17 protein-coding genes are annotated in these 18,167 nt (G+C 57.4%); 11 read left to right on the top strand and 6 right to left on the bottom strand.

What is annotated here, in order from left to right:
- Positions 1-201: 201 nt before the first annotated feature.
- Together rng and ACKF11_RS12565 are read right to left on the bottom strand one after the other, a co-directional pair.
- Entirely contained in the window at positions 202-1,653 is a 1,452-nt protein-coding gene (rng, locus tag ACKF11_RS12570) for a ribonuclease G (protein ID WP_407992969.1), read from the bottom strand.
- A gap of 39 nt (positions 1,654-1,692) precedes the next feature.
- The gene (locus ACKF11_RS12565) at positions 1,693-2,280 is read right to left on the bottom strand and encodes a Maf family protein (RefSeq protein ID WP_407997304.1); all 588 of its coding nucleotides are present in this window, start codon (positions 2,278-2,280) and stop codon (positions 1,693-1,695) included.
- A gap of 187 nt (positions 2,281-2,467) precedes the next feature.
- On the opposite strand from ACKF11_RS12565, the gene ACKF11_RS12560 reads away from it, so the two are divergent.
- Together ACKF11_RS12560 and mnmA are read left to right on the top strand one after the other, a co-directional pair.
- Positions 2,468-2,911 carry an NUDIX hydrolase gene (locus tag ACKF11_RS12560; RefSeq protein WP_407997332.1) on the top strand — a complete coding sequence of 148 codons (444 nt, stop codon included), beginning with the start codon at positions 2,468-2,470 and terminating at the stop codon, positions 2,909-2,911.
- 29 nt (positions 2,912-2,940) lie between these two features.
- Positions 2,941-4,023 (top strand): tRNA 2-thiouridine(34) synthase MnmA, encoded by a 1,083-nt coding sequence (gene mnmA, locus ACKF11_RS12555; protein WP_407997303.1) that lies wholly within the window; start codon positions 2,941-2,943, stop codon positions 4,021-4,023.
- 47 nt (positions 4,024-4,070) lie between these two features.
- Here mnmA and ACKF11_RS12550 read toward each other — a convergent pair whose 3' ends face one another.
- Entirely contained in the window at positions 4,071-4,682 is a 612-nt protein-coding gene (locus tag ACKF11_RS12550; RefSeq protein ID WP_407997302.1) for a glutathione S-transferase family protein, read from the bottom strand.
- A gap of 46 nt (positions 4,683-4,728) precedes the next feature.
- Here ACKF11_RS12550 and nadC point away from each other — a divergent pair, with 46 nt between their 5' ends.
- The 6 genes from nadC (at position 4,729) to asd (ending at position 11,860) form a co-directional block, all read left to right on the top strand.
- Positions 4,729-5,601 (top strand): carboxylating nicotinate-nucleotide diphosphorylase, encoded by an 873-nt coding sequence (gene nadC / locus ACKF11_RS12545; RefSeq protein ID WP_407997301.1) that lies wholly within the window; start codon positions 4,729-4,731, stop codon positions 5,599-5,601.
- A 54-nt stretch (positions 5,602-5,655) separates the two neighbouring features.
- Positions 5,656-7,440 carry a type IV pilus assembly ATPase TfpB gene (gene tfpB / locus ACKF11_RS12540; protein ID WP_407997300.1) on the top strand — a complete coding sequence of 595 codons (1,785 nt, stop codon included), beginning with the start codon at positions 5,656-5,658 and terminating at the stop codon, positions 7,438-7,440.
- 157 nt (positions 7,441-7,597) lie between these two features.
- The gene (locus ACKF11_RS12535; protein ID WP_309566369.1) at positions 7,598-9,304 is read left to right on the top strand and encodes an acetolactate synthase 3 catalytic subunit; all 1,707 of its coding nucleotides are present in this window, start codon (positions 7,598-7,600) and stop codon (positions 9,302-9,304) included.
- A gap of 8 nt (positions 9,305-9,312) precedes the next feature.
- Positions 9,313-9,804: an acetolactate synthase small subunit gene (gene ilvN / locus ACKF11_RS12530; protein ID WP_230342326.1), complete on the top strand. Its 492-nt coding sequence runs from the start codon at positions 9,313-9,315 to the stop codon at positions 9,802-9,804.
- Between the two features lie 58 nt (positions 9,805-9,862).
- On the top strand, positions 9,863-10,879 hold the full coding sequence (gene ilvC / locus ACKF11_RS12525; protein WP_309566367.1) for a ketol-acid reductoisomerase: 1,017 nt from the start codon (positions 9,863-9,865) through the stop codon (positions 10,877-10,879).
- A 132-nt stretch (positions 10,880-11,011) separates the two neighbouring features.
- Positions 11,012-11,860, top strand: coding sequence for an archaetidylserine decarboxylase (gene asd, locus ACKF11_RS12520; protein ID WP_407997299.1), 849 nt, complete (start codon positions 11,012-11,014; stop codon positions 11,858-11,860).
- Between the two features lie 52 nt (positions 11,861-11,912).
- Here asd and ACKF11_RS12515 read toward each other — a convergent pair whose 3' ends face one another.
- Positions 11,913-12,431 (bottom strand): RNA pyrophosphohydrolase, encoded by a 519-nt coding sequence (locus tag ACKF11_RS12515; RefSeq protein WP_309566364.1) that lies wholly within the window; start codon positions 12,429-12,431, stop codon positions 11,913-11,915.
- 221 nt (positions 12,432-12,652) lie between these two features.
- Between ACKF11_RS12515 and ACKF11_RS12510 the strand changes: the two genes are divergently transcribed.
- From ACKF11_RS12510 to ACKF11_RS12500, 3 genes are all read left to right on the top strand, one after another.
- Complete coding sequence (locus tag ACKF11_RS12510) at positions 12,653-13,615, top strand: cytochrome D1 domain-containing protein (RefSeq protein ID WP_407997298.1); 963 nt, start codon at positions 12,653-12,655, stop codon at positions 13,613-13,615.
- A gap of 262 nt (positions 13,616-13,877) precedes the next feature.
- The gene (locus ACKF11_RS12505; protein WP_407997297.1) at positions 13,878-14,408 is read left to right on the top strand and encodes an SRPBCC family protein; all 531 of its coding nucleotides are present in this window, start codon (positions 13,878-13,880) and stop codon (positions 14,406-14,408) included.
- A gap of 226 nt (positions 14,409-14,634) precedes the next feature.
- Positions 14,635-15,042 carry a pilin gene (locus tag ACKF11_RS12500; protein ID WP_407997296.1) on the top strand — a complete coding sequence of 136 codons (408 nt, stop codon included), beginning with the start codon at positions 14,635-14,637 and terminating at the stop codon, positions 15,040-15,042.
- A 70-nt stretch (positions 15,043-15,112) separates the two neighbouring features.
- Here ACKF11_RS12500 and ACKF11_RS12495 read toward each other — a convergent pair whose 3' ends face one another.
- Together ACKF11_RS12495 and ACKF11_RS12490 are read right to left on the bottom strand one after the other, a co-directional pair.
- Complete coding sequence (locus ACKF11_RS12495) at positions 15,113-15,880, bottom strand: MBL fold metallo-hydrolase (protein WP_407997295.1); 768 nt, start codon at positions 15,878-15,880, stop codon at positions 15,113-15,115.
- The gene (locus ACKF11_RS12490; protein WP_407997294.1) at positions 15,877-18,102 is read right to left on the bottom strand and encodes a CHASE2 domain-containing protein; all 2,226 of its coding nucleotides are present in this window, start codon (positions 18,100-18,102) and stop codon (positions 15,877-15,879) included. Before ACKF11_RS12490 ends, ACKF11_RS12495 begins: the two co-directional genes overlap by 4 nt.
- Positions 18,103-18,167: the final 65 nt, after the last annotated feature.

Below are 18,167 nucleotides of genomic sequence, written 5' to 3'. Positions count from 1 at the left end.
ATCAGAATATTGTCCTGTTCGAGTATAAGTCCAGAAACAAGACCATGACAAAGCTCAAGGTAAAGCTTGCGCAAAAGAATGTAAGCGGAAGTAAGCCGGCATGGACGCGGATGCCCGTACTAAGAGCAGATTCGTAACGCAGCAGCGGCTACCCTACCGGGACAACGTGTCCTATGAAAAGATCATGAACAGGCTCTAAACCTACATCAGCACGATATCGTAGGTTTCCTGCGCATAATGCGTTTCCGCCTGCAGCGAAATCGGCTTGCCGATGAAATCCGAGAGATTGGCCAGGCTCTGGGACTCCTCGTCCAACAGCAGGTCAATCACCTTGGGCGCGGCCAGGATGCGGAACTCGCGGGCGGTGAACTGCTTGGCGTTGCGCAGCAGTTCGCGGAAAATTTCATAGCAAACGGTTTGCGCGGTTTTGACCTCGCCGCGCCCCTTGCAGGACGGGCAAGGCTCGCACAGCAGGTGCGCCAGGCTTTCGCGCGTGCGCTTGCGCGTCATCTCGACCAAGCCGAGCGTGGAAAACCCGTTCACGCCGGTACGCGCCCTGTCCTTGGCCACGGTCTTTTTCAGCTCTGCGAGCACGGCGTTTTGCTGCTCTTCCTCATCCATGTCGATGAAGTCGATGATGATGATGCCGCCGAGGTTGCGCACGCGCAGCTGGCGCGCGATGCATTGCGCGGCCTCGAGATTGGTCTTGAAGATAGTGTCTGACAGGCTGCGCCCGGTGACGAAGCCGCCCGTGTTCACGTCCACGGTGGTCAGCGCCTCGGTCTGGTCGAAGATCAGGTAGCCGCCCGACTTGAGCTCCACCTTGCGCGACATGGCCTTGTTGATCTCGTGCTCGACGTTGTACATGTCGAACAACGGGCGCGCGCCCTGGTAATGCTCGATACGCTTCACCGCCCCCACCGCATAGTGGCTGGCGAAATCCAGCAGCTTTTGATAAGTCTCGCGCGAATCCACCAGGATGCGCTCCGTTTCGTCATTGACCACGTCGCGCAGCACGCGCATGGGTAAATCCAGGTCCTGGAACACCAAGGAACGGTCGGCAGCCCCATGGCTGGCCGCCTGGATATTGCTCCAGACCTTTTGCAGGTAATCGATATCCGCCAACAGCTCTTCATCGGTCGCCGCTTCCGACATGGTGCGGATGATGTAGCCGCCCTCGCGCTTTTCCGGCAGCAGGCGCAGCAGGCGCTCGCGCAGCAGTTCGCGCTCAGCCTCGTCCTCGATACGCTGCGATACGCCGATATGCTGCTGTTGCGGCAGATACACGAGGAAGCGGCCCGCAATGCTGATCTGCGTGGTCAGGCGCGCGCCCTTGGTGCCGATCGGCTCCTTGATCACCTGCACCATGACCGGCTGGCCTTCGTGCAATACTTCCTGGATGGCTTTTTCCTTCTCCGGGCTACAGCATTCCAGGATGTCCGCCACATGCAGGAAAGCGGCACGCTGCAGACCGATCTCGACGAAGGCGGACTGCATTCCCGGCAATACGCGGCACACCTTGCCGCGATAGATGTTGCCCACCAGCCCCAGCGAAGTGGCGCGCTCTACGTGCAGCTCCTGCAATACCCCCTGATCGACGATGGCGACGCGGGTTTCCTGCGGGGTGACATTGATCAGAATTTCTTCACTCATGACATCACTTAAATTTATTTTCCAGCTTATTCTTAAAATCTAGGCTGCCCGATTGGGAATGGCAAAACCGCAATTCCTCAGCAATGTCGCAGTTTCAAAAAGTGGCAGCCCCATGACGCCGGAATAGCTGCCCTCGATGCGCTCTATCAATGTCCCTCCCAGGCCCTGTATGCCATAAGCGCCAGCCTTGTCCCGCGGCTCCCCGCTGGACACATAGGCAGCGATCAGGCCATGGCTTAATGCCGCCATTTTCACGCGCGTCGTTGACAACGCAACCCCCACGCCGCGGTTGCTTGCCAGCGCGACCCCCGTATGCACCTCATGCCAGCGGCCCGACATGGACGCCAGCATGGCATAGGCCTCCTCGTCGCTTGCCGGCTTGCCGAGAATGGCGCCATCGACGCATACCGTGGTATCCGCAGCCAGCACCGGCATATCCAGCACCTGCAAGCTGGCCGCGCCAGCATGGGCTTTTTCTCGTGCGAGGCGCAACACGTAATCGGCAGCCGACTCCGCATTATATACAGACTCGTCTATATCGGAAGGGATGACGACAAACTCCACGCCGATTTGCTGCAACAGCTCTGCGCGCCTAGGTGAGCGGGAAGCGAGATAAATGCGTGTCATATTTGATGCACATGGCCTGTAATAGGTTGATATTGGGCGACGATACTACCCGATAGCCTTCGCCTCCAACAAGAAAGTTACAGCAGCACGCCGACGGCAATGCTGGCTTCACGATCAATACCGCTGTAAAATTATGGGTTTACGTTACCTGGCTGCGGATGCGGCCAGCTGCCTGGTGAAGAAGTCCATGATCTGGAAACCCCATACCACTGTCGCTGCCATCGTGGAGCAGGACGGCCGCTTTCTCCTGGTGGAGGAAGAAACCGCGGACGGCATCCGCCTCAACCAGCCTGCCGGGCATGTGGAGAATGGCGAAAGCCTGTTGGAAGCCGTCGCCAGGGAAGCCCGCGAGGAAACCGCCTACCGTTTCACGCCGCAAAGCCTGCTGGGCATCTACCACTGGCGCCACCCGCTCAAGGACATTACCTACCTGCGGTTCGCCTTTATCGGCCATGTTGACGACCATCAGCCAGGCTTGCCCTTGGACGACGGCATTATCCGTACAGTCTGGATGACCCCGGACGAGATCAGCACCAGCCAGGCAAGGCACCGTAGCCCGCAAGTACTCACTTGCGTCGAGCACTACCTGGCGGGGCAGCATTTCCCGCTCAATGTGGTTACCCATTTATAGCATTGCCAATTAGCAGATAGAACACCATCATGAAGAAAAAAATCATCGTCGGCATGTCCGGCGGCGTCGATTCCTCCGTCGCCGCACTATTGCTCAAGGAACAAGGCTACGAAGTCGTCGGCCTGTTCATGAAGAATTGGGAGGATGACGATACCGACGAATACTGCCCGGCCAAGCAGGACCTGATCGATGCGGCGGCAGTCGCCGACAAGCTCGGCATCGAGATCGAGGCGGTGAACTTCAGCAAGGAATACAAGGAGCGCGTGTTTGCCAACTTTCTCGAGGAGTACAGCGCCGGCCGCACGCCCAACCCGGATATCCTCTGCAACTCCGAGATCAAGTTCAAGGCATTCCTCGACCATGCCATGGCGCTGGGCGGCGACCTCATGGCCACCGGACATTATGCGCAGGTGCGCGAGAAGAACGGCTTGTTCCAGCTCATGAAGGCGGACGACGGCACCAAGGACCAGAGCTATTTCCTTTACCGCCTCAACCAGGCGCAACTCTCCAAGACCCTGTTCCCGCTAGGCCACCTGCTCAAGCGCGAAATACGCGACATTGCGCGCCGCGCCGGCCTGCCCACCAGCGAAAAGAAGGATTCCACCGGCATCTGCTTCATCGGCGAACGCCCGTTCCAGGAATTCCTCAGCCGCTACCTGCCGCGCGCGCCCGGAGAAATCCAGACGCCGGAAGGCAAGGTCGTCGGCCAGCACAATGGCCTGATGTACTACACCATGGGGCAGCGCCAGGGGTTGGGCATCGGCGGCTCGAAGGAAAGCAACGGCGAACCTTGGTTCGTCGCGGGCAAGGACATGCAGCGCAATGTGCTGATCGTGGTACAAGGGCACGACCATCCGTTGCTGCTCAATGACGGACTTGTCGCAGGCAACCTGCACTGGATTGCGGGAGAAGAGCCGAAAACCCATTGGGTCTATGCCGCCAAGACACGCTATCGCCAACCCGATGCGCCTTGCGAAATCGACAAGCTGACCGGCGAGAGCGCGGACATCCGCTTCGGCCAGAAGCAATGGGCCATCACGCCGGGTCAATCGGTCGTGGTCTATGAAAGCAACGTCTGCCTGGGCGGCGGCATCATCACTTCAGCCCTTTAACGAGCTCGGCCTCAGGACTGTTTATCTTCGCTTCCCACCGCCTCCGATCAGGCCGAGGTTGGCGCAGTATCCTTGAATGAAGCCCGCTTCATCATCGCCGCATAGTGCTTGGCCAGGCTGGGATACTGCTGCTTCCAGTTCAGATGCTGGTAGCGCAGCTCCAGATAGCCCAGCATGCATCCCACGGCAATGTCAGCAAGGCTGAAGCTTTCATTGACGCACCATTTTTTCTTTTCCAGGTCTTGATCCAGGGTCTTGAGGCCGCGCTCCACCTTGCCTAGCTGCTTGGCAATCACTGCCGGGTCCTGCGCCTCTTCCGGGCGGCGTCCCTCGATCACGGCCGCAATGGCCGCATCCGTCACGCCGTCAGCCAGCGCCTCCCAGCGCCGGACAGCAATCTTGGCGGTATGGTCCTGCGGAATCAGGTGCGCCACCGGCGTGCGATGATCCAGGTATTCCACGATCACGCGCGAATCATAGAGGCTGTCGCCATCCGGCAAGATCAGCACCGGGATCTTCCCCAACGGATTATGGTCGATGACCGGACAGTCCGGGTCGGCAAGCACGACCTGCACCATGTTCACGTCGATGCGCTTTTCTGCGGCCACCACGCGCACCTTGCGCGCATATGGGCTGGTGTTGGAGTATAGGAGCTTCATCTTGAATAAGACTTGAGAGATGGATGACTGCATTATAATGTAAATCATGGACTCCACATCACAGCAAGCACTGCTCCCCAACGCCCTGCAAAAAGTCATCGAGGCGGATATCCTGCGCGCATTGGAAGAGGATGTCGGCGCGGGCGATATCACTGCCCAGCTGGTGCCCGCAGGCCAATTGGCAACCGCCACCATCCTCGTGCGCGAAGATGCCGTGATTTGCGGTATCCCATGGGCAAGCACAGCATTCCGCCACGTCTCCAGGGAGATTGCGATCGAATGGCTGGTTCAGGAAGGTGACCAGGTCAAGGCCGGCAGCACGATCTGCACCTTATCCGGCCCCGCCCGCGCCTTGCTGACAGCCGAACGTTGCGCGCTCAATTTCCTGCAGACGCTTTCCGCGACTGCTACCGCCACACGGCAATATGTCGACGCCATCGCCGGAACAAGCGCCCATATACTCGACACGCGCAAGACATTGCCCGGACTGCGCATCGCGCAAAAATACGCCGTGCGCATAGGCGGCGGGCTCAACCAGCGCATCGGGCTTTACGACGGAATATTAATCAAGGAAAACCACATCGCCGCAGCCGGCAGTATCGAGGCCGTGCTAACAAATGCCCGTGCGCTGAGTGCTGAGGTGCCGATCCAGATCGAGGTGGAAACCCTCGAACAACTGCAGACCGCACTGAAAGTGCGCGCCAAGCTGATCCTGCTCGACAATTTCGATATCCCGGCACTTGCTGCAGCCGTCAGGATCAACCGCGGACAGGCCATCCTCGAAGCGTCCGGCGGCATCGACATCCACAATGTGCGCGAAATCGCCCTGACGGGGGTCGACCGCATTTCCATCGGCAGCCTGACCAAGCATGTGCACGCGATTGACCTTTCCATGCGCTTCCAGCCAGAAACTGTTTGACGAATACGCGCCGTTGCATCGACTTTTGCTGCGCGAATCTTTAGTATTCCTCACATGAGTCAACCTAGCGCCATTTTCCACCCTGCTCCCGGCCGCCTGTCACTGGGCGATACCTTGCGCATGCTGGTCAATGACGGACTGGTACACAAACTGCAGGCCGAGCAATTGTTCAAGGACCGCAGGTTGGACAGCTCCAATCTGCATCCGCTGATCATCATCAGCGAACAGAAATGGAAAAGCCTGCAGTCCCCGAACAAGCAGCTTTCCCTCGAAATGCTCACCGCCTGGCTGGCGAAACGGGCCAACCTGGAACACTTTCATGTCGATCCGCTCAAGCTGGATTTCAGCGCTGTGGCCCAGGTCATTTCCAAGGCTTATGCCGAGCGCCTGAAGATCATGCCGGTCAAGGTCAGCGGCCAGGAAGCCGTCATCGCGACCGCCGAGCCGTTCTTCACCGACTGGATACCCGACCTCGAACGCATCCTGAAGCTCAGCATCCGGCTCGTGGTCGCCAACCCGCGCGAAATCAGCCGCTACCTGCCGGAAGTCTACAACCTAGCCAACTCCATCAATCTCGCCAACACGGCAAAGGCCGGGCAGGTCATTGGCGTGCAAAACCTGGAACAGCTGGTTGAATTAGGCAAGAACAAGAACCTAGATGCCAATGAGCAGCATGTCGTCAACATCGTCGACTGGCTGTTCAAGTACGCCTTCGAGCAGCGCGCAAGCGACATTCACCTCGAGCCGCGCCGCAATATGGGCATCTTGCGCTTCCGCATCGACGGCGTGCTGCACCAGGTATACCAACTGCCCAGCGCCATCATGAATGCGATCACCAACCGCATCAAGCTGCTGGGCCGCATGGACATGGTGGAGAAGCGCCGCCCCCAGGATGGCCGCATCAAGACGCTGACGGACGAGGGCGAGGAAATCGAGCTGCGCCTGTCCACCATGCCCACGGCATTCGGCGAAAAACTGGTGATGCGTATTTTCACGCCGGAAATCCTGGTCAAGGATTTCGTCGAGCTGGGGTTTTCCAGCGAGCAGGCGCAAAAATGGACGCAGTGGACGCAAAGCCCGAACGGCATCGTCCTCGTCACCGGCCCGACCGGTTCCGGCAAGACCACCACGCTCTATTCCACGCTCAAGCTGCTCGCAACGCCGGAAGTCAACGTCTGCACCGTGGAAGACCCCATCGAGATGGTGGAACCCGCGTTCAACCAGATGCAGGTGCAGCACAACATCGGGCTGACGTTCGCCGACGGCGTACGCACCCTGCTGCGCCAGGACCCGGATATCATCATGGTGGGCGAAATCCGCGACGTGGAAACCGGTGAAATGGCGATCCAGGCCGCATTGACCGGCCACCTAGTGCTCTCGACCCTGCATACCAATGACGCGCCTGCCGCGGTGACCCGCCTGCTGGACCTGGGGATTCCGCCGTACCTGATCCACTCCTCGCTGATCGGCATCATGGCGCAGCGGCTGGTGCGCACCTTGTGCCCGCACTGCAAGACGCCTGCCGATATCAGCCAGGAGCAGTGGAGTGAACTGGTGGGCGCATGGAAACTGCCCAAGCCCGCGCAAATTTATGCCGCCAACGGCTGCCTGGAATGCCGCATGACCGGCTATCGCGGCCGCAGCGGCATTTACGAGATGCTGTCTCTGACGCCGGAACTCAAGAAACTCATTACTCACGACGCCGATCTCGCCAGCATCAAAAAGCTGGCTTACCAGCAAGGCATGCAGCCATTATTGATCAACGGCGCCGAGAAAATTGCCGCGGGCCTGACCACCATAGAAGAACTGCTCAAGGTCGCGCCGCCGCCGTTTGAATAACGATGCAAAACACCGGCAGACTGCCCAGCAGGCTTTGCCACAAGCCACTTAAAATCACTGGCTTAAAGCCGGGCCCCACGTAATCTTCCTTGACCAAAATGGCGCAAACCGTTAGTGTTCTAAGTTTCCCAAATTCTCGGCATAACAAGCAATATCTATGGAATTATCTGGCGCAGAAATCGTCATTCGCTGTTTGCAGGAAGAGAACGTCAAATACGTTTTCGGCTATCCTGGCGGCGCAGTGCTCAATATTTACGATGAAATATTCAAACAGGATAAGTTCAAGCATATCCTGGTCCGTCATGAGCAAGCTGCTGTCCATGCAGCGGACGCCTATTCCCGCGCCACAGGTGAAGTCGGGGTCGCCCTGGTGACGTCCGGCCCGGGCGCCACCAACGCCATTACCGGCATTGCCACCGCCCACATGGATTCCATCCCCATGGTCGTCATCAGCGGCCAGGCGCCGACGCCCGCCATCGGCCTGGATGCTTTCCAGGAAGTGGACATGATCGGCATCTCGCGCCCCTGCGTGAAGCACAACTTCCTGGTCAAGGATGTCAAGGACATCGCGCCCACCATCAAGAAAGCGTTCTTCATTGCCGCGACCGGACGCCCCGGCCCCGTAGTCGTCGATATCCCCAAGGACATCACCGCGCACCTCGGCCATTACGAATACCCGAAAAGCGTGGAGATGCGCTCCTACACGCCTATCCTCAAAGGACACTCCGGCCAGATCAAGAAGGCCATCAAGCTCATGCTCGAAGCCAAGCGCCCCATGCTGTATACCGGCGGCGGCGTGGTGCTGGGCGATGCGGCAGATCAATTGATCAAGCTCGCCCACAGGCTGGGCTTCCCGGTAACCAACACCCTAATGGGCCTGGGAGGCTATCCTGCGACGGACAGGCAGTTTGTCGGCATGCTCGGCATGCACGGCACGCTGGAAGCCAATATGGCGATGCAGAACTGTGACGTGCTGGTGGCCGTAGGCGCGCGTTTTGACGACCGCGTGATCGGCAACCCGCAGCATTTCTACAACAAGGACCGCACCATCGTCCATATCGACGTCGATCCTTCCTCCATCTCCAAGCGCGTCAAGGTGGACGTACCCATCGTCGGCCATGTGCAGTCCGTACTCGCCGAGATGAACGAATTGCTCGATGCGGAAACCCGCACGCCGGACGCTGCCGCGCTCAAGGCCTGGTGGACGCAGATCGAGGAATGGCGCGGACGCAACTGTCTCGGCTACAACCGCAACAGCGAGATCATCAAGCCGCAGTTCGTCATCGAGAAGCTCTGGGAAGTCACCAAAGGCGAAGCCTATGTGACCTCCGACGTCGGCCAGCACCAGATGTGGGCCGCGCAATACTACAAGTTCGACAAGCCGCGCCGCTGGATCAACTCCGGCGGCCTGGGCACCATGGGCGTCGGCCTGCCCTATGCCATGGGCGTGCAGTTTGCCGACCCCAAGGCCAAGGTGGCCTGCGTCACCGGCGAGGGCAGCATCCAGATGAACATTCAGGAGCTCTCCACCTGTAAGCAGTTCCACCTGCCGATCAAGGTGATCCTGCTCAACAACCGCTATCTCGGCATGGTGCGCCAGTGGCAGCAGTTCTTCTATGAAAACCGTTACTCCGAATCCTATATGGACAGCCTGCCGGATTTCGTCAAGCTCGCGGAGTCGTACGGCCATGTCGGCATGAACATCGAAAAGCCCGCTGACGTTGAAGGCGCCTTGACCGAGGCGTTCAACCTCACCGACAGGTTCGTCTTCATGAACTTCATCACCGACCAGAACGAAAACGTGTTCCCGATGGTGCCGAACGGCAAGGGGTTGTCTGAAATCATCCTGGCTGAAGACCTGTAAGAAGAACCATGAAACATATCATCTCCATATTGATGGAAAACGAAGCCGGCGCCCTCTCCCGCGTTGCCGGCCTGTTTTCCGCGCGTGCATACAATATCGAATCCCTGACCGTGGCGCCCACCGAGGACGCCACGCTGTCACGCATGACCATCGTCACCTCCGGATCGGATGATGTGATCGAGCAGATCATCAAGCAGCTCAACAAGCTGATTGATGTGGTCAAGGTACTGGACCTCAACGATGGCCGCTTTATCGAGCGCGAGCTGATGTTGGTGAAGGTAAAGGCTACCGGCTCCTTCCGCGACGAAATGAAGCGCATGTGCGACATTTTCCGCGGCCGCATCATCGATGTAGCAGACGGCAGCTACACCATTGAGTTGACCGGCTCCGGCTCCAAGCTGGACGCCTTCCTGGAAGCGCTGGACAAGGCCGTCATCCTGGAAACCGTGCGCACTGGCGCTTCCGGCATAGGCCGCGGCGACAGGATACTCAAACTTTAAACACTCAAGTTGCCCATCGCACCGGGCAACAGAATCCATTTGTATTGAAAGGTAAAAAATGAAAGTCTATTACGACAAGGACGCTGACCTATCCCTGATCAAGAAACTGAAGGTGACCATCGTCGGCTACGGCTCCCAAGGCCATGCCCACGCGCAAAACCTGAAGGACTCCGGCGTGACCGTCACCATCGGCGCCCGCAAGGACGGCAGCTCCTTTGCCAAGGCCGTGAACGCAGGCCATGACGTCAAGGAAATCAAGGATGCCGTCACTGGCGCGGATGTCGTCATGGTCTTGCTGCCTGACGAAACCATGGCAGAAATCTATCACGCTGAAATCGAGCCCAACCTGAAGAAGGGCGCTGCGCTGGCCTTTGCTCACGGCTTCAACGTGCATTACAACCAGATCGTGCCGAGCAAGGACCTGGACGTGATCATGATCGCGCCTAAGGGCCCAGGCCACACCGTGCGTTCCGAATACCTCAAGGGCGGCGGCGTGCCATCCCTGATCGCGGTTTACCAAGACGCCTCCGGCAAGGCCAAGGACATTGCGCTGTCCTACGCTGCAGCCAACGGCGGCACCAAGGGCGGCGTGATCGAGACCAACTTCCGCGAAGAAACCGAAACCGATTTGTTCGGCGAACAGGCTGTGCTCTGTGGCGGCGCGGTCGAACTGGTCAAGGCTGGCTTCGAGACACTGGTCGAAGCTGGCTACGCCCCGGAAATGGCCTACTTCGAGTGCCTGCACGAACTCAAGCTGATCGTGGACCTCATGTACGAAGGCGGTATTGCCAACATGAACTACTCCATTTCCAACAATGCCGAGTACGGCGAGTACGTCACCGGCCCGCGCGTGATTGCCGACCAGGCCCGCGCCGCGATGAAGGAATGCCTGACCAACATCCAGAACGGCGATTACGCCAAGCAATTCATCCTGGAAGGCCGTACCAACTATCCATCCATGACTGCACGCCGCCGCCTGACCGCCGCCCACCCGATTGAGCAAGTCGGCAGCCAACTGCGCGCCATGATGCCTTGGATTGCCAAGAACAAGCTGGTAGATCAATCCAAGAACTAATTAGTTTTTGGTAGATTGATCGCACTTAGTCTCAATCCAAGAACTAAGCGATCAAAGTCTACGTTAAAATAGAAAGAGGCTGGACGTCGTCCAGCCTCTTTTTTACATCCAGTCCCCTATGAAGAGGTTTGTGTGTCAACACCCTGTTCCGTCAAACTGCAATACCTGACCCCAAAAATCGCACTGACCGCATTGGCGGGCAAACTCGCCCACTTGCGGGCAGGCTGGTTGACCACCGCCGTCATCCGCTGGTTTGCCAAGCATTACCGGGTCAACATGCTGGAAGCGGTCAATCCCGACATTGCCAGCTATGCCAGCTTCAACGATTTCTTTACCCGGGCATTGAAGCCCGGTGCACGGCCGCTGGCCGATGCGGCGCAAATCTGCCCTGTCGATGGCGCCATCAGCCAGTTCGGCCGCATAGACAAGGATCAGATTTTCCAGGCCAAGGGCCACCAGTACTCCACCACCGCCCTACTGGCCGGCAATGCTTCGATGTCACAGCATTATGAAAACGGCTACTTCGCCACCATCTATCTCAGCCCCCGCGATTACCACCGCATTCATATGCCCTGCGACGGCAAGCTGCTTTCCATGACCTATGTGCCCGGCGACCTGTTTTCCGTCAACCCCGTGACTGCCGAACATGTCCCTGGGCTATTCGCCCGCAATGAGCGCGTGGTGTGCGAATTCGCGCATGGCGAAGGCAAGTTCGTGCTGGTACTGGTAGGCGCCACCATCGTGGGCAGCATGGCGACCGTATGGCACGGCATCGTCAACCCGCCGCGTCCGGGAAAAATCCAGACCTGGCACTATCATGACCAGGACATTCACTTGAAACAAGGTGAGGAAATGGGACGCTTCCTGCTAGGGTCGACCGTGGTGCTACTCTACCCGGAAGCGGCAGGGCTTAAGTTCGAGGCCAGCTGGCATCCATTGAAGGCCGTATCCCTGGGCGAGGCAATGGCGCAACAAGATTGAAATGAAACTGAAAAGGAGATTCCGGCCCGACGCCGGAATCTCCATAGGCAAATCAACGCACTGGCTGATCCAACTTCTCCGCCGCGCGCGCGCGCCGGCGATCCGCCAGATGGGAGGACAGCTCCTTCAACGCCAGGCGATAGACATCGCGCTTGAACTCAATGACGGAATCCATCGCTACCCAGTAATCGCTCCAGCGCCAGGCATCGAATTCCGGATGCGTGCTGGCACGCAATGACACGTCGCTATCACGCCCGACCAGCCGGAGCAGGAACCATATCTGCTTCTGCCCCTTGTAACTGCCACGCCATTCGCGCTTGATCCAGTTGGTGGGCACGTCGTAACGCAGCCAGTCCCGGGTGCGGCCCAGGATTTTGACATGCTCGGGACGCAGCCCGACCTCCTCCATCAATTCGCGGTACATGGCTTGCTCAGGGCTCTCGCCATATTTAATCCCGCCTTGCGGAAACTGCCAAGAGTGTTCGCGGATGCGCTTACCCCAAAACACCTGATTGCGGGCATTACATAAAATAATGCCGACATTCGGGCGATATCCATCCCGATCTATCATGACAACATACCTCTATAGTTTGTCGTCATTTTTCCATATTTCGCCAGATATTGAAAGCTGGGCAAGCTGCATCGCCATGATCAAAATCCCGGAAAACACAGGAGAAATCCAGCCTTGACGCTGTTTGCAACGCCCCCGTATACTGCCGGGTCAACCTGCAGCAATGTTGACGCGTTACCTTAACCAACTGGCAAAACCCGATCGCAAAAACGTAATCGACAGTGAAACACAACATCCGCATCCTCAGCAGCTTTTTGCTTCTTCTGGCATTTGTCTTCCCGGCTCTGGCAGATGAGGCCTACATCACCAACCAGGGTGAAAACACCGTTTCCGTTCTCAACCTTGCCGATCAGAGCGTCATCGCCACCATTGCCGTAGGCAAGGCCCCCGTAGGCGTTGCCGCCTCCGCCAGCCTGGGCAAAGTCTATATCAGCAATGTCGATAGCCACTCGGTATCGGTGATAGACAGCAAAAAACATGAGGTCATCGACACCATCGAGATATCCGGCTCGCCAGTCGGCATTGCCCTCTCGCCGGACAGCAAGACACTCTACGTTGCGGACTGGGGCGACGACCGCGTCCTGGCCATCGATACTGCCGATACCAGCCAGCGCCGCGAAGTCGGCATCGGCAAGGCGCCTGCCGGGCTCATCGTCAGCCATGACGGCAGCAAGCTTTATGTCGCCAACCGCGACAGCAACGACTTGGCGGTGATCGACACACAATCCCTCAAGGTGCTGCAGCGCATTGCCACCGGCGAACACCCGTTCGGCATCACTCTCGGGCCGGATGGCAAGCAGGTTTTTGCTGTCAATGTCTATGCCAACAGCCTGTCAGTCATCAACCTGGAAAACCTTGAAACCCGCACCATTGCCGTGGGGGAACACCCATATTGCGTTACGGTGAGCCCGGACAGCCGATACGCCTACGTCACCAACACCCAGGCGGACACGGTCTCCGTGATCGACCTCGAACAGAACAAGGAAACCGCCAAGATCCGCGTCGGCGGTTTCCCGGAAGGCATCAACTACGATGCTTCTACCAACAAAATTTACGTTGCCAATTGGTTTGACAACTCGGTTTCAGTGATAGACGCCAGCAGCCATAAACATATCCAGGACATTTCCACCGGCAAGCAAAGCCGGGCGTTCGGACAGTTTATACTCAACAAGACGTCGCATTGATTGGGAGCTGCCGGGAACCTCAAAACAAATCGAGTAGCCAGCAAGCGCTGCGGATCGGGATGTGATGCGAGGCGCAAACCACAGTGATAGCCATAGCTATCGCGAGGATTTGCAACGAAACAGCCCGCCCGATTCCGCAGAAGCTTGCAGCACGGTGATTTGTTCTGAGGTTTCCAGGTATGCTGTCCCGCTACAACCTAGCAGCAGGACAGCACATTGACGGTTCCACTTTTATAACTTGCAAAAACATGGAGAAACATAGATGAAGAAAATCCTCGCACTACTTGCCATCGGCCTGCTGCCGCTCACTGCCGCCGCCCACGGCCCTGCCCCGCAAAAGGTGGAAAAAACCATCACCATCGACGCCAGCCCCGATAAAGTCTGGGCCCTGATCAAGGACTTCGGCAACTGGCAGAAATGGCACCCCGCTGTCGAAAGCACCAAGCTCGACAAGCGCACAGTGGACGGCACGGAAGAAACCGTGCGCCTGCTCACCCTCAAGGGCGGCGGCACCATCCTGGAAAACCTCAAGAGCCTGGACGAGGACGGCAAGCAGCTCAAGTACGGCATCATTGAAGGCGTACTGCCCGTGGCGGACTACTACTCCACCATCAGCGTCAAGGCTGCCGACGGCGGCAAGAGTGAAGTCAAGTGGCTGGGCCGCTTCTACCGCGTCTACAAGCTCAACCCGCCCATCCCTCCAGGCCAGGACGACAAGTCCGCGCTGGATGCCGTGAATGGCATGTATGAGCCCGGGCTGGAAAACCTGAAAAAGGTTGCCGAAGGCAAGTAATTTACTTGCAAACCTAACAATGCTTGTCACATCGTGACAAAAATTGTCAGTTAAAGGTAAACAAAAAGCGGAGCAACAACTCCGCTTTTTTATTTTCCAGCTGACAAAATCCTTAAAATTCAATACATAACCCATCATCACCTAAAGCTGGCACAGCCATTGCAATAAGCAATGCATGCGGTACTCCTCCAGCCGCAGCAAACACTCAACTCAACTAAAGGGGTTCATGATGAAAAAAGTACAACAAGGTTTTACGTTGATCGAACTGATGATCGTGGTGGCGATTATTGGTATTTTGGCGGCAGTGGCAATTCCGTCATATCAAGATTATACAAAACGCGCAAAAGTTACCGAAATTATCGGGCTTGGAGCCGCATGCAAAACTGCCGTAACTGACTATTTTCAAACAACTGGTAATTTGCCTGCCGATGCTGCCGCTGCAGGCTGCAACACAACAACAACCCCATTTTCCAGTGGGCTTACTGTAGCAACAGGTGTCATTACCGTAGCATCAAATATCACTGGTGCCACGGGCAACTATGTCTTAACTCCCAATACAACTACTGACACTCTGTCATGGTCATGCACAGCATCCACTATCGATAATAAGTATTTACCTGCAAATTGCCGATAAATATAATTCTGACTTAAACATTTCATCGCCCGCCTCCGCGGGCGTTTATTTTTCAACACCTTAAAAAAAATCAGCATAAAATCAGTTTTGTCCCACTTTCCAACAGCCTTGGCACCAAGGGATGCCTGGCAGCATCAATCTCCCGCATGATGGCTTCCCCTTCGCCCGGCTTCAGGTGCGTAACCCATACTTCTGGACGAGGCTTTAGTCGATCCAAACCATTCAGCAGCAATGCCGGGCAATAATGATGGGATATCAAAGCTAGGGCAATCTCGGCATCGGTAAATGACACTTCGATGATCAGGTGACGTAAATTGTCTACTTGGTTCAGCACTTGCCAGAACTCGTCGCAACTGGTGGTATCGCCGGTAAATGCAAGGCTGCCCGAGCCGCTATCGAGCAAGTAGCCGACTGCCGGCACGCTATGGTTGGCAGGGAACGCCACAATGCGGCGGCCGGCTATCTCGGCCTCGTCGCCTACCAGCATAGGCGCATATTGCAGCAAAGGTTGGTCAGGAGTGGGAATCCGGTTGAAGTCGGGCCAGATTTGCCCATTGAAGATATGCGCCTTGAGGCTGGCGATGGTTTCCGGCAACGCATGCACTGTCACGGGCCGTTCGCGCCTGCCCAGCACGGCGTCCAGCAGCAATGGCAGAAAAGCGACATGGTCGAGGTGGGAATGGGTGAGGAACACATGGTCGATCGCCGACATTTGCTCAAGCGTGAGGTCGCCCACGCCAGTGCCGGCATCGACCAGGATATCTTCATCCACCAGCAAAGATGTCGTACGCAGGCCCTGGCCTATGCCGCCGCTGCAGCCCAATACCTGGACAATCATGCTTCCCCCCGCTTGCTTCCAAAGTTGAATACGCCATCCCAATCCGCTTCTGGCGCATGGCGGCTGAAATGGTTGATGCGCTCAAGATAGAGCGTGTAAATCCTGCGCCCGCCATACGTAGTTTGCAATGCCGTAAAGGCAATATTGGCCTGCTGCCATTGTTGCTGGCGGTAGGCTGCCAATGCCAGTTCGTATTGATTCAACTCCTGTTCTGCCGCGGCATCTTCAACCATGATGGGAGCATAAATCCTTACCGGAGCATCCTTGCCCTTGACACGGATCAGGTCCAGCTCACGGTAGAGATATTGCGTTGCGGCCCGCACAGCAAACTCGCTCACGATGACAGGTTCCGCATAATATTCGCACAAGCTCTCCAATCTTGAACCCAGGTTGACCGCATCGCCAAGCACTGTATAGGCCATGCGGAACTCGGAACCCATGTTGCCCACCGTCATTTCGCCGGTATTGAGGCCTATGCCTATTTTCAAGACAGGCCAGCCTTTCTCCTGAAAACCCGCATTCACTTTCTCAAGCTCCTTCACCATGTCCAGGGACGCGTTGACCGCATTGGCCGCATGCTGTTCGTCATGCAGCGGGGCGCCCCAGAACGCCATGATGGCATCGCCCATATATTTGTCTATGGTGCCGCGGTGCTGGTGTATGACGCGCGTCATCGCCGTCAGGTATTCGTTCATGAGCTTGGCCAGCGCTTGCGGTTCAAGCGCTTCCGAGATGGTGGTGAACCGGCGGACATCGCAGAACAGCACCGTCATCTCCCGGCTTTCTCCCTCCAGCCCGAGCTGATTCGGCCGGGCTGCCATTTCCGCGACCAGCTCCGGCGGCACATACTGTCCGAACAGTTGTGCCAAGTGGCGCTTGCTGCGCGACTCGATGAAATAGCCGTAGCTCATGTTGAGTACATAGAGCAAGGCCACGAGCAGCAAGGCCGAAGCCAATGGCAGCACGACGCCGATTTCCCATGACAGGAGATTGGACAATACCAGCAGGGATAGCACCGCCGCCGACAACATCGTGGCAGGCACAGGCCGCATGCGCGGCAGCAGGATGGACAGCCCCACGCCCAGGAGCATCAGCAGCAGGAACTCGGCGCCCAACGTGTAGGCCGGCTGCTGCCTGACGCTGCCGTCCAGGATACCCGCGATCATGTTGGCATGGATTTCCACGCCGGAATACACGCTCTGCACAGGGGTCGCGCGCAAATCCATCAAGCCCGGCGCCGTCGTGCCGATCAGCACAATCCGGTCCTGCAGTTGCTGCTGTGGCACCTTGCCGTGCAATACATCGGCAGCCGAAACATAGGGAAAACTCCCTTGCCTGCCGCGATAGGGAATCAATGCATTGAGGTTGGCATCGACCGGGATTTTCCGCTGGCCGAGCTCCAGCCATTCCATGCCGGCGTAATGCATGCTGTCGGAGAAACCGGGCATCACCTGCACGTTCCCCAATACTTGGCGCGCCACTGCCAGCGACAAGGCTTCATATATGCCATCCTGATATGCCACCAGCAATGGAATGCGGCGGGTAATACCGTCCTCGTCCGGGTCGGGATTGAAGTGCCCTGCCGCTTTTGCCTGTTGCTGCAAGAGCGGCAGGTTGGCGCCGTACCCGCTGGCCTGCTGATAGGCAATATCGCGCCCGGCCAGCACCTCCGCCTGCATCACGGGCGGGGGCAATGCGCCAATGTTGTGCTGCATGCGGGCGTCATGGCGGAAGTAATATCCCAGCACGACATTACGCCCCCGCATGCTGTCGGCAAACTGCTGGTCATAATCCAGCCCGGGCGCTAACGCATCGATTAGCTGCGCGATGTCTGGCCGCTGGCCAAATTGCTCTTGCCGCATAGCTTCTAGTGCCGCCAGGCCCGAACTTTCGTCCTTTTCGGCAAACACGACATCAAATGCCACCAACCTGGCCTGGTACTGGTCGAATAGCCTGTCCAGCAATTGCGCCAGCTTGTTGCGTCCCCAGGGCCAATGTCCTTCTTGCTGCAGACTGGCTTCGTCGATATCGACGATGACGATATGGTCGTCCAGCCCTCCCGGCGTCAGCAACTGCAGCCGGGCATCATAGGCAAAGCGCTCCATCGCTTGTATGAAGCCCAGATTCAAGGCTCCCACGACATGGGCCAGCAACAGGACCGTGACCAGTATACCGAGCAACAGGCGGATGTGTTGATGGGAAAAGAGACGGGAAATACGCATGCAGGAATGAGGTTGTCGGGTTATGCCAGTGCGTTGATTTTACAGAAGCATAGCGTAAAAGCCTT

The organism is Methylobacillus draconifructus, from assembly GCF_045984385.1.
Taxonomy (GTDB): Bacteria; Pseudomonadota; Gammaproteobacteria; order Burkholderiales; family Methylophilaceae; genus Methylobacillus; species Methylobacillus flagellatus_A.
This window is presented reverse-complemented; position numbering and strand designations above follow the sequence as displayed.

Bases quoted from the DNA above. Each gene is read 5' to 3' on its own strand.
- rng (WP_407992969.1), bottom strand. From the start codon at position 1,653: ATGAGTGAAGAAATTCTGATCAATGTCACCCCGCAGGAAACCCGCGTC.
- ACKF11_RS12565 (WP_407997304.1), bottom strand. From the start codon at position 2,280: ATGACACGCATTTATCTCGCTTCCCGCTCACCTAGGCGCGCAGAGCTG.
- ACKF11_RS12560 (WP_407997332.1), top strand. From the start codon at position 2,468: ATGATCTGGAAACCCCATACCACTGTCGCTGCCATCGTGGAGCAGGAC.
- mnmA (WP_407997303.1), top strand. From the start codon at position 2,941: ATGAAGAAAAAAATCATCGTCGGCATGTCCGGCGGCGTCGATTCCTCC.
- ACKF11_RS12550 (WP_407997302.1), bottom strand. From the start codon at position 4,682: ATGAAGCTCCTATACTCCAACACCAGCCCATATGCGCGCAAGGTGCGC.
- nadC (WP_407997301.1), top strand. From the start codon at position 4,729: ATGGACTCCACATCACAGCAAGCACTGCTCCCCAACGCCCTGCAAAAA.
- tfpB (WP_407997300.1), top strand. From the start codon at position 5,656: ATGAGTCAACCTAGCGCCATTTTCCACCCTGCTCCCGGCCGCCTGTCA.
- ACKF11_RS12535 (WP_309566369.1), top strand. From the start codon at position 7,598: ATGGAATTATCTGGCGCAGAAATCGTCATTCGCTGTTTGCAGGAAGAG.
- ilvN (WP_230342326.1), top strand. From the start codon at position 9,313: ATGAAACATATCATCTCCATATTGATGGAAAACGAAGCCGGCGCCCTC.
- ilvC (WP_309566367.1), top strand. From the start codon at position 9,863: ATGAAAGTCTATTACGACAAGGACGCTGACCTATCCCTGATCAAGAAA.
- ACKF11_RS12515 (WP_309566364.1), bottom strand. From the start codon at position 12,431: ATGATAGATCGGGATGGATATCGCCCGAATGTCGGCATTATTTTATGT.
- ACKF11_RS12505 (WP_407997297.1), top strand. From the start codon at position 13,878: ATGAAGAAAATCCTCGCACTACTTGCCATCGGCCTGCTGCCGCTCACT.
- ACKF11_RS12500 (WP_407997296.1), top strand. From the start codon at position 14,635: ATGATGAAAAAAGTACAACAAGGTTTTACGTTGATCGAACTGATGATC.
- ACKF11_RS12495 (WP_407997295.1), bottom strand. From the start codon at position 15,880: ATGATTGTCCAGGTATTGGGCTGCAGCGGCGGCATAGGCCAGGGCCTG.
- ACKF11_RS12490 (WP_407997294.1), bottom strand. From the start codon at position 18,102: ATGCGTATTTCCCGTCTCTTTTCCCATCAACACATCCGCCTGTTGCTC.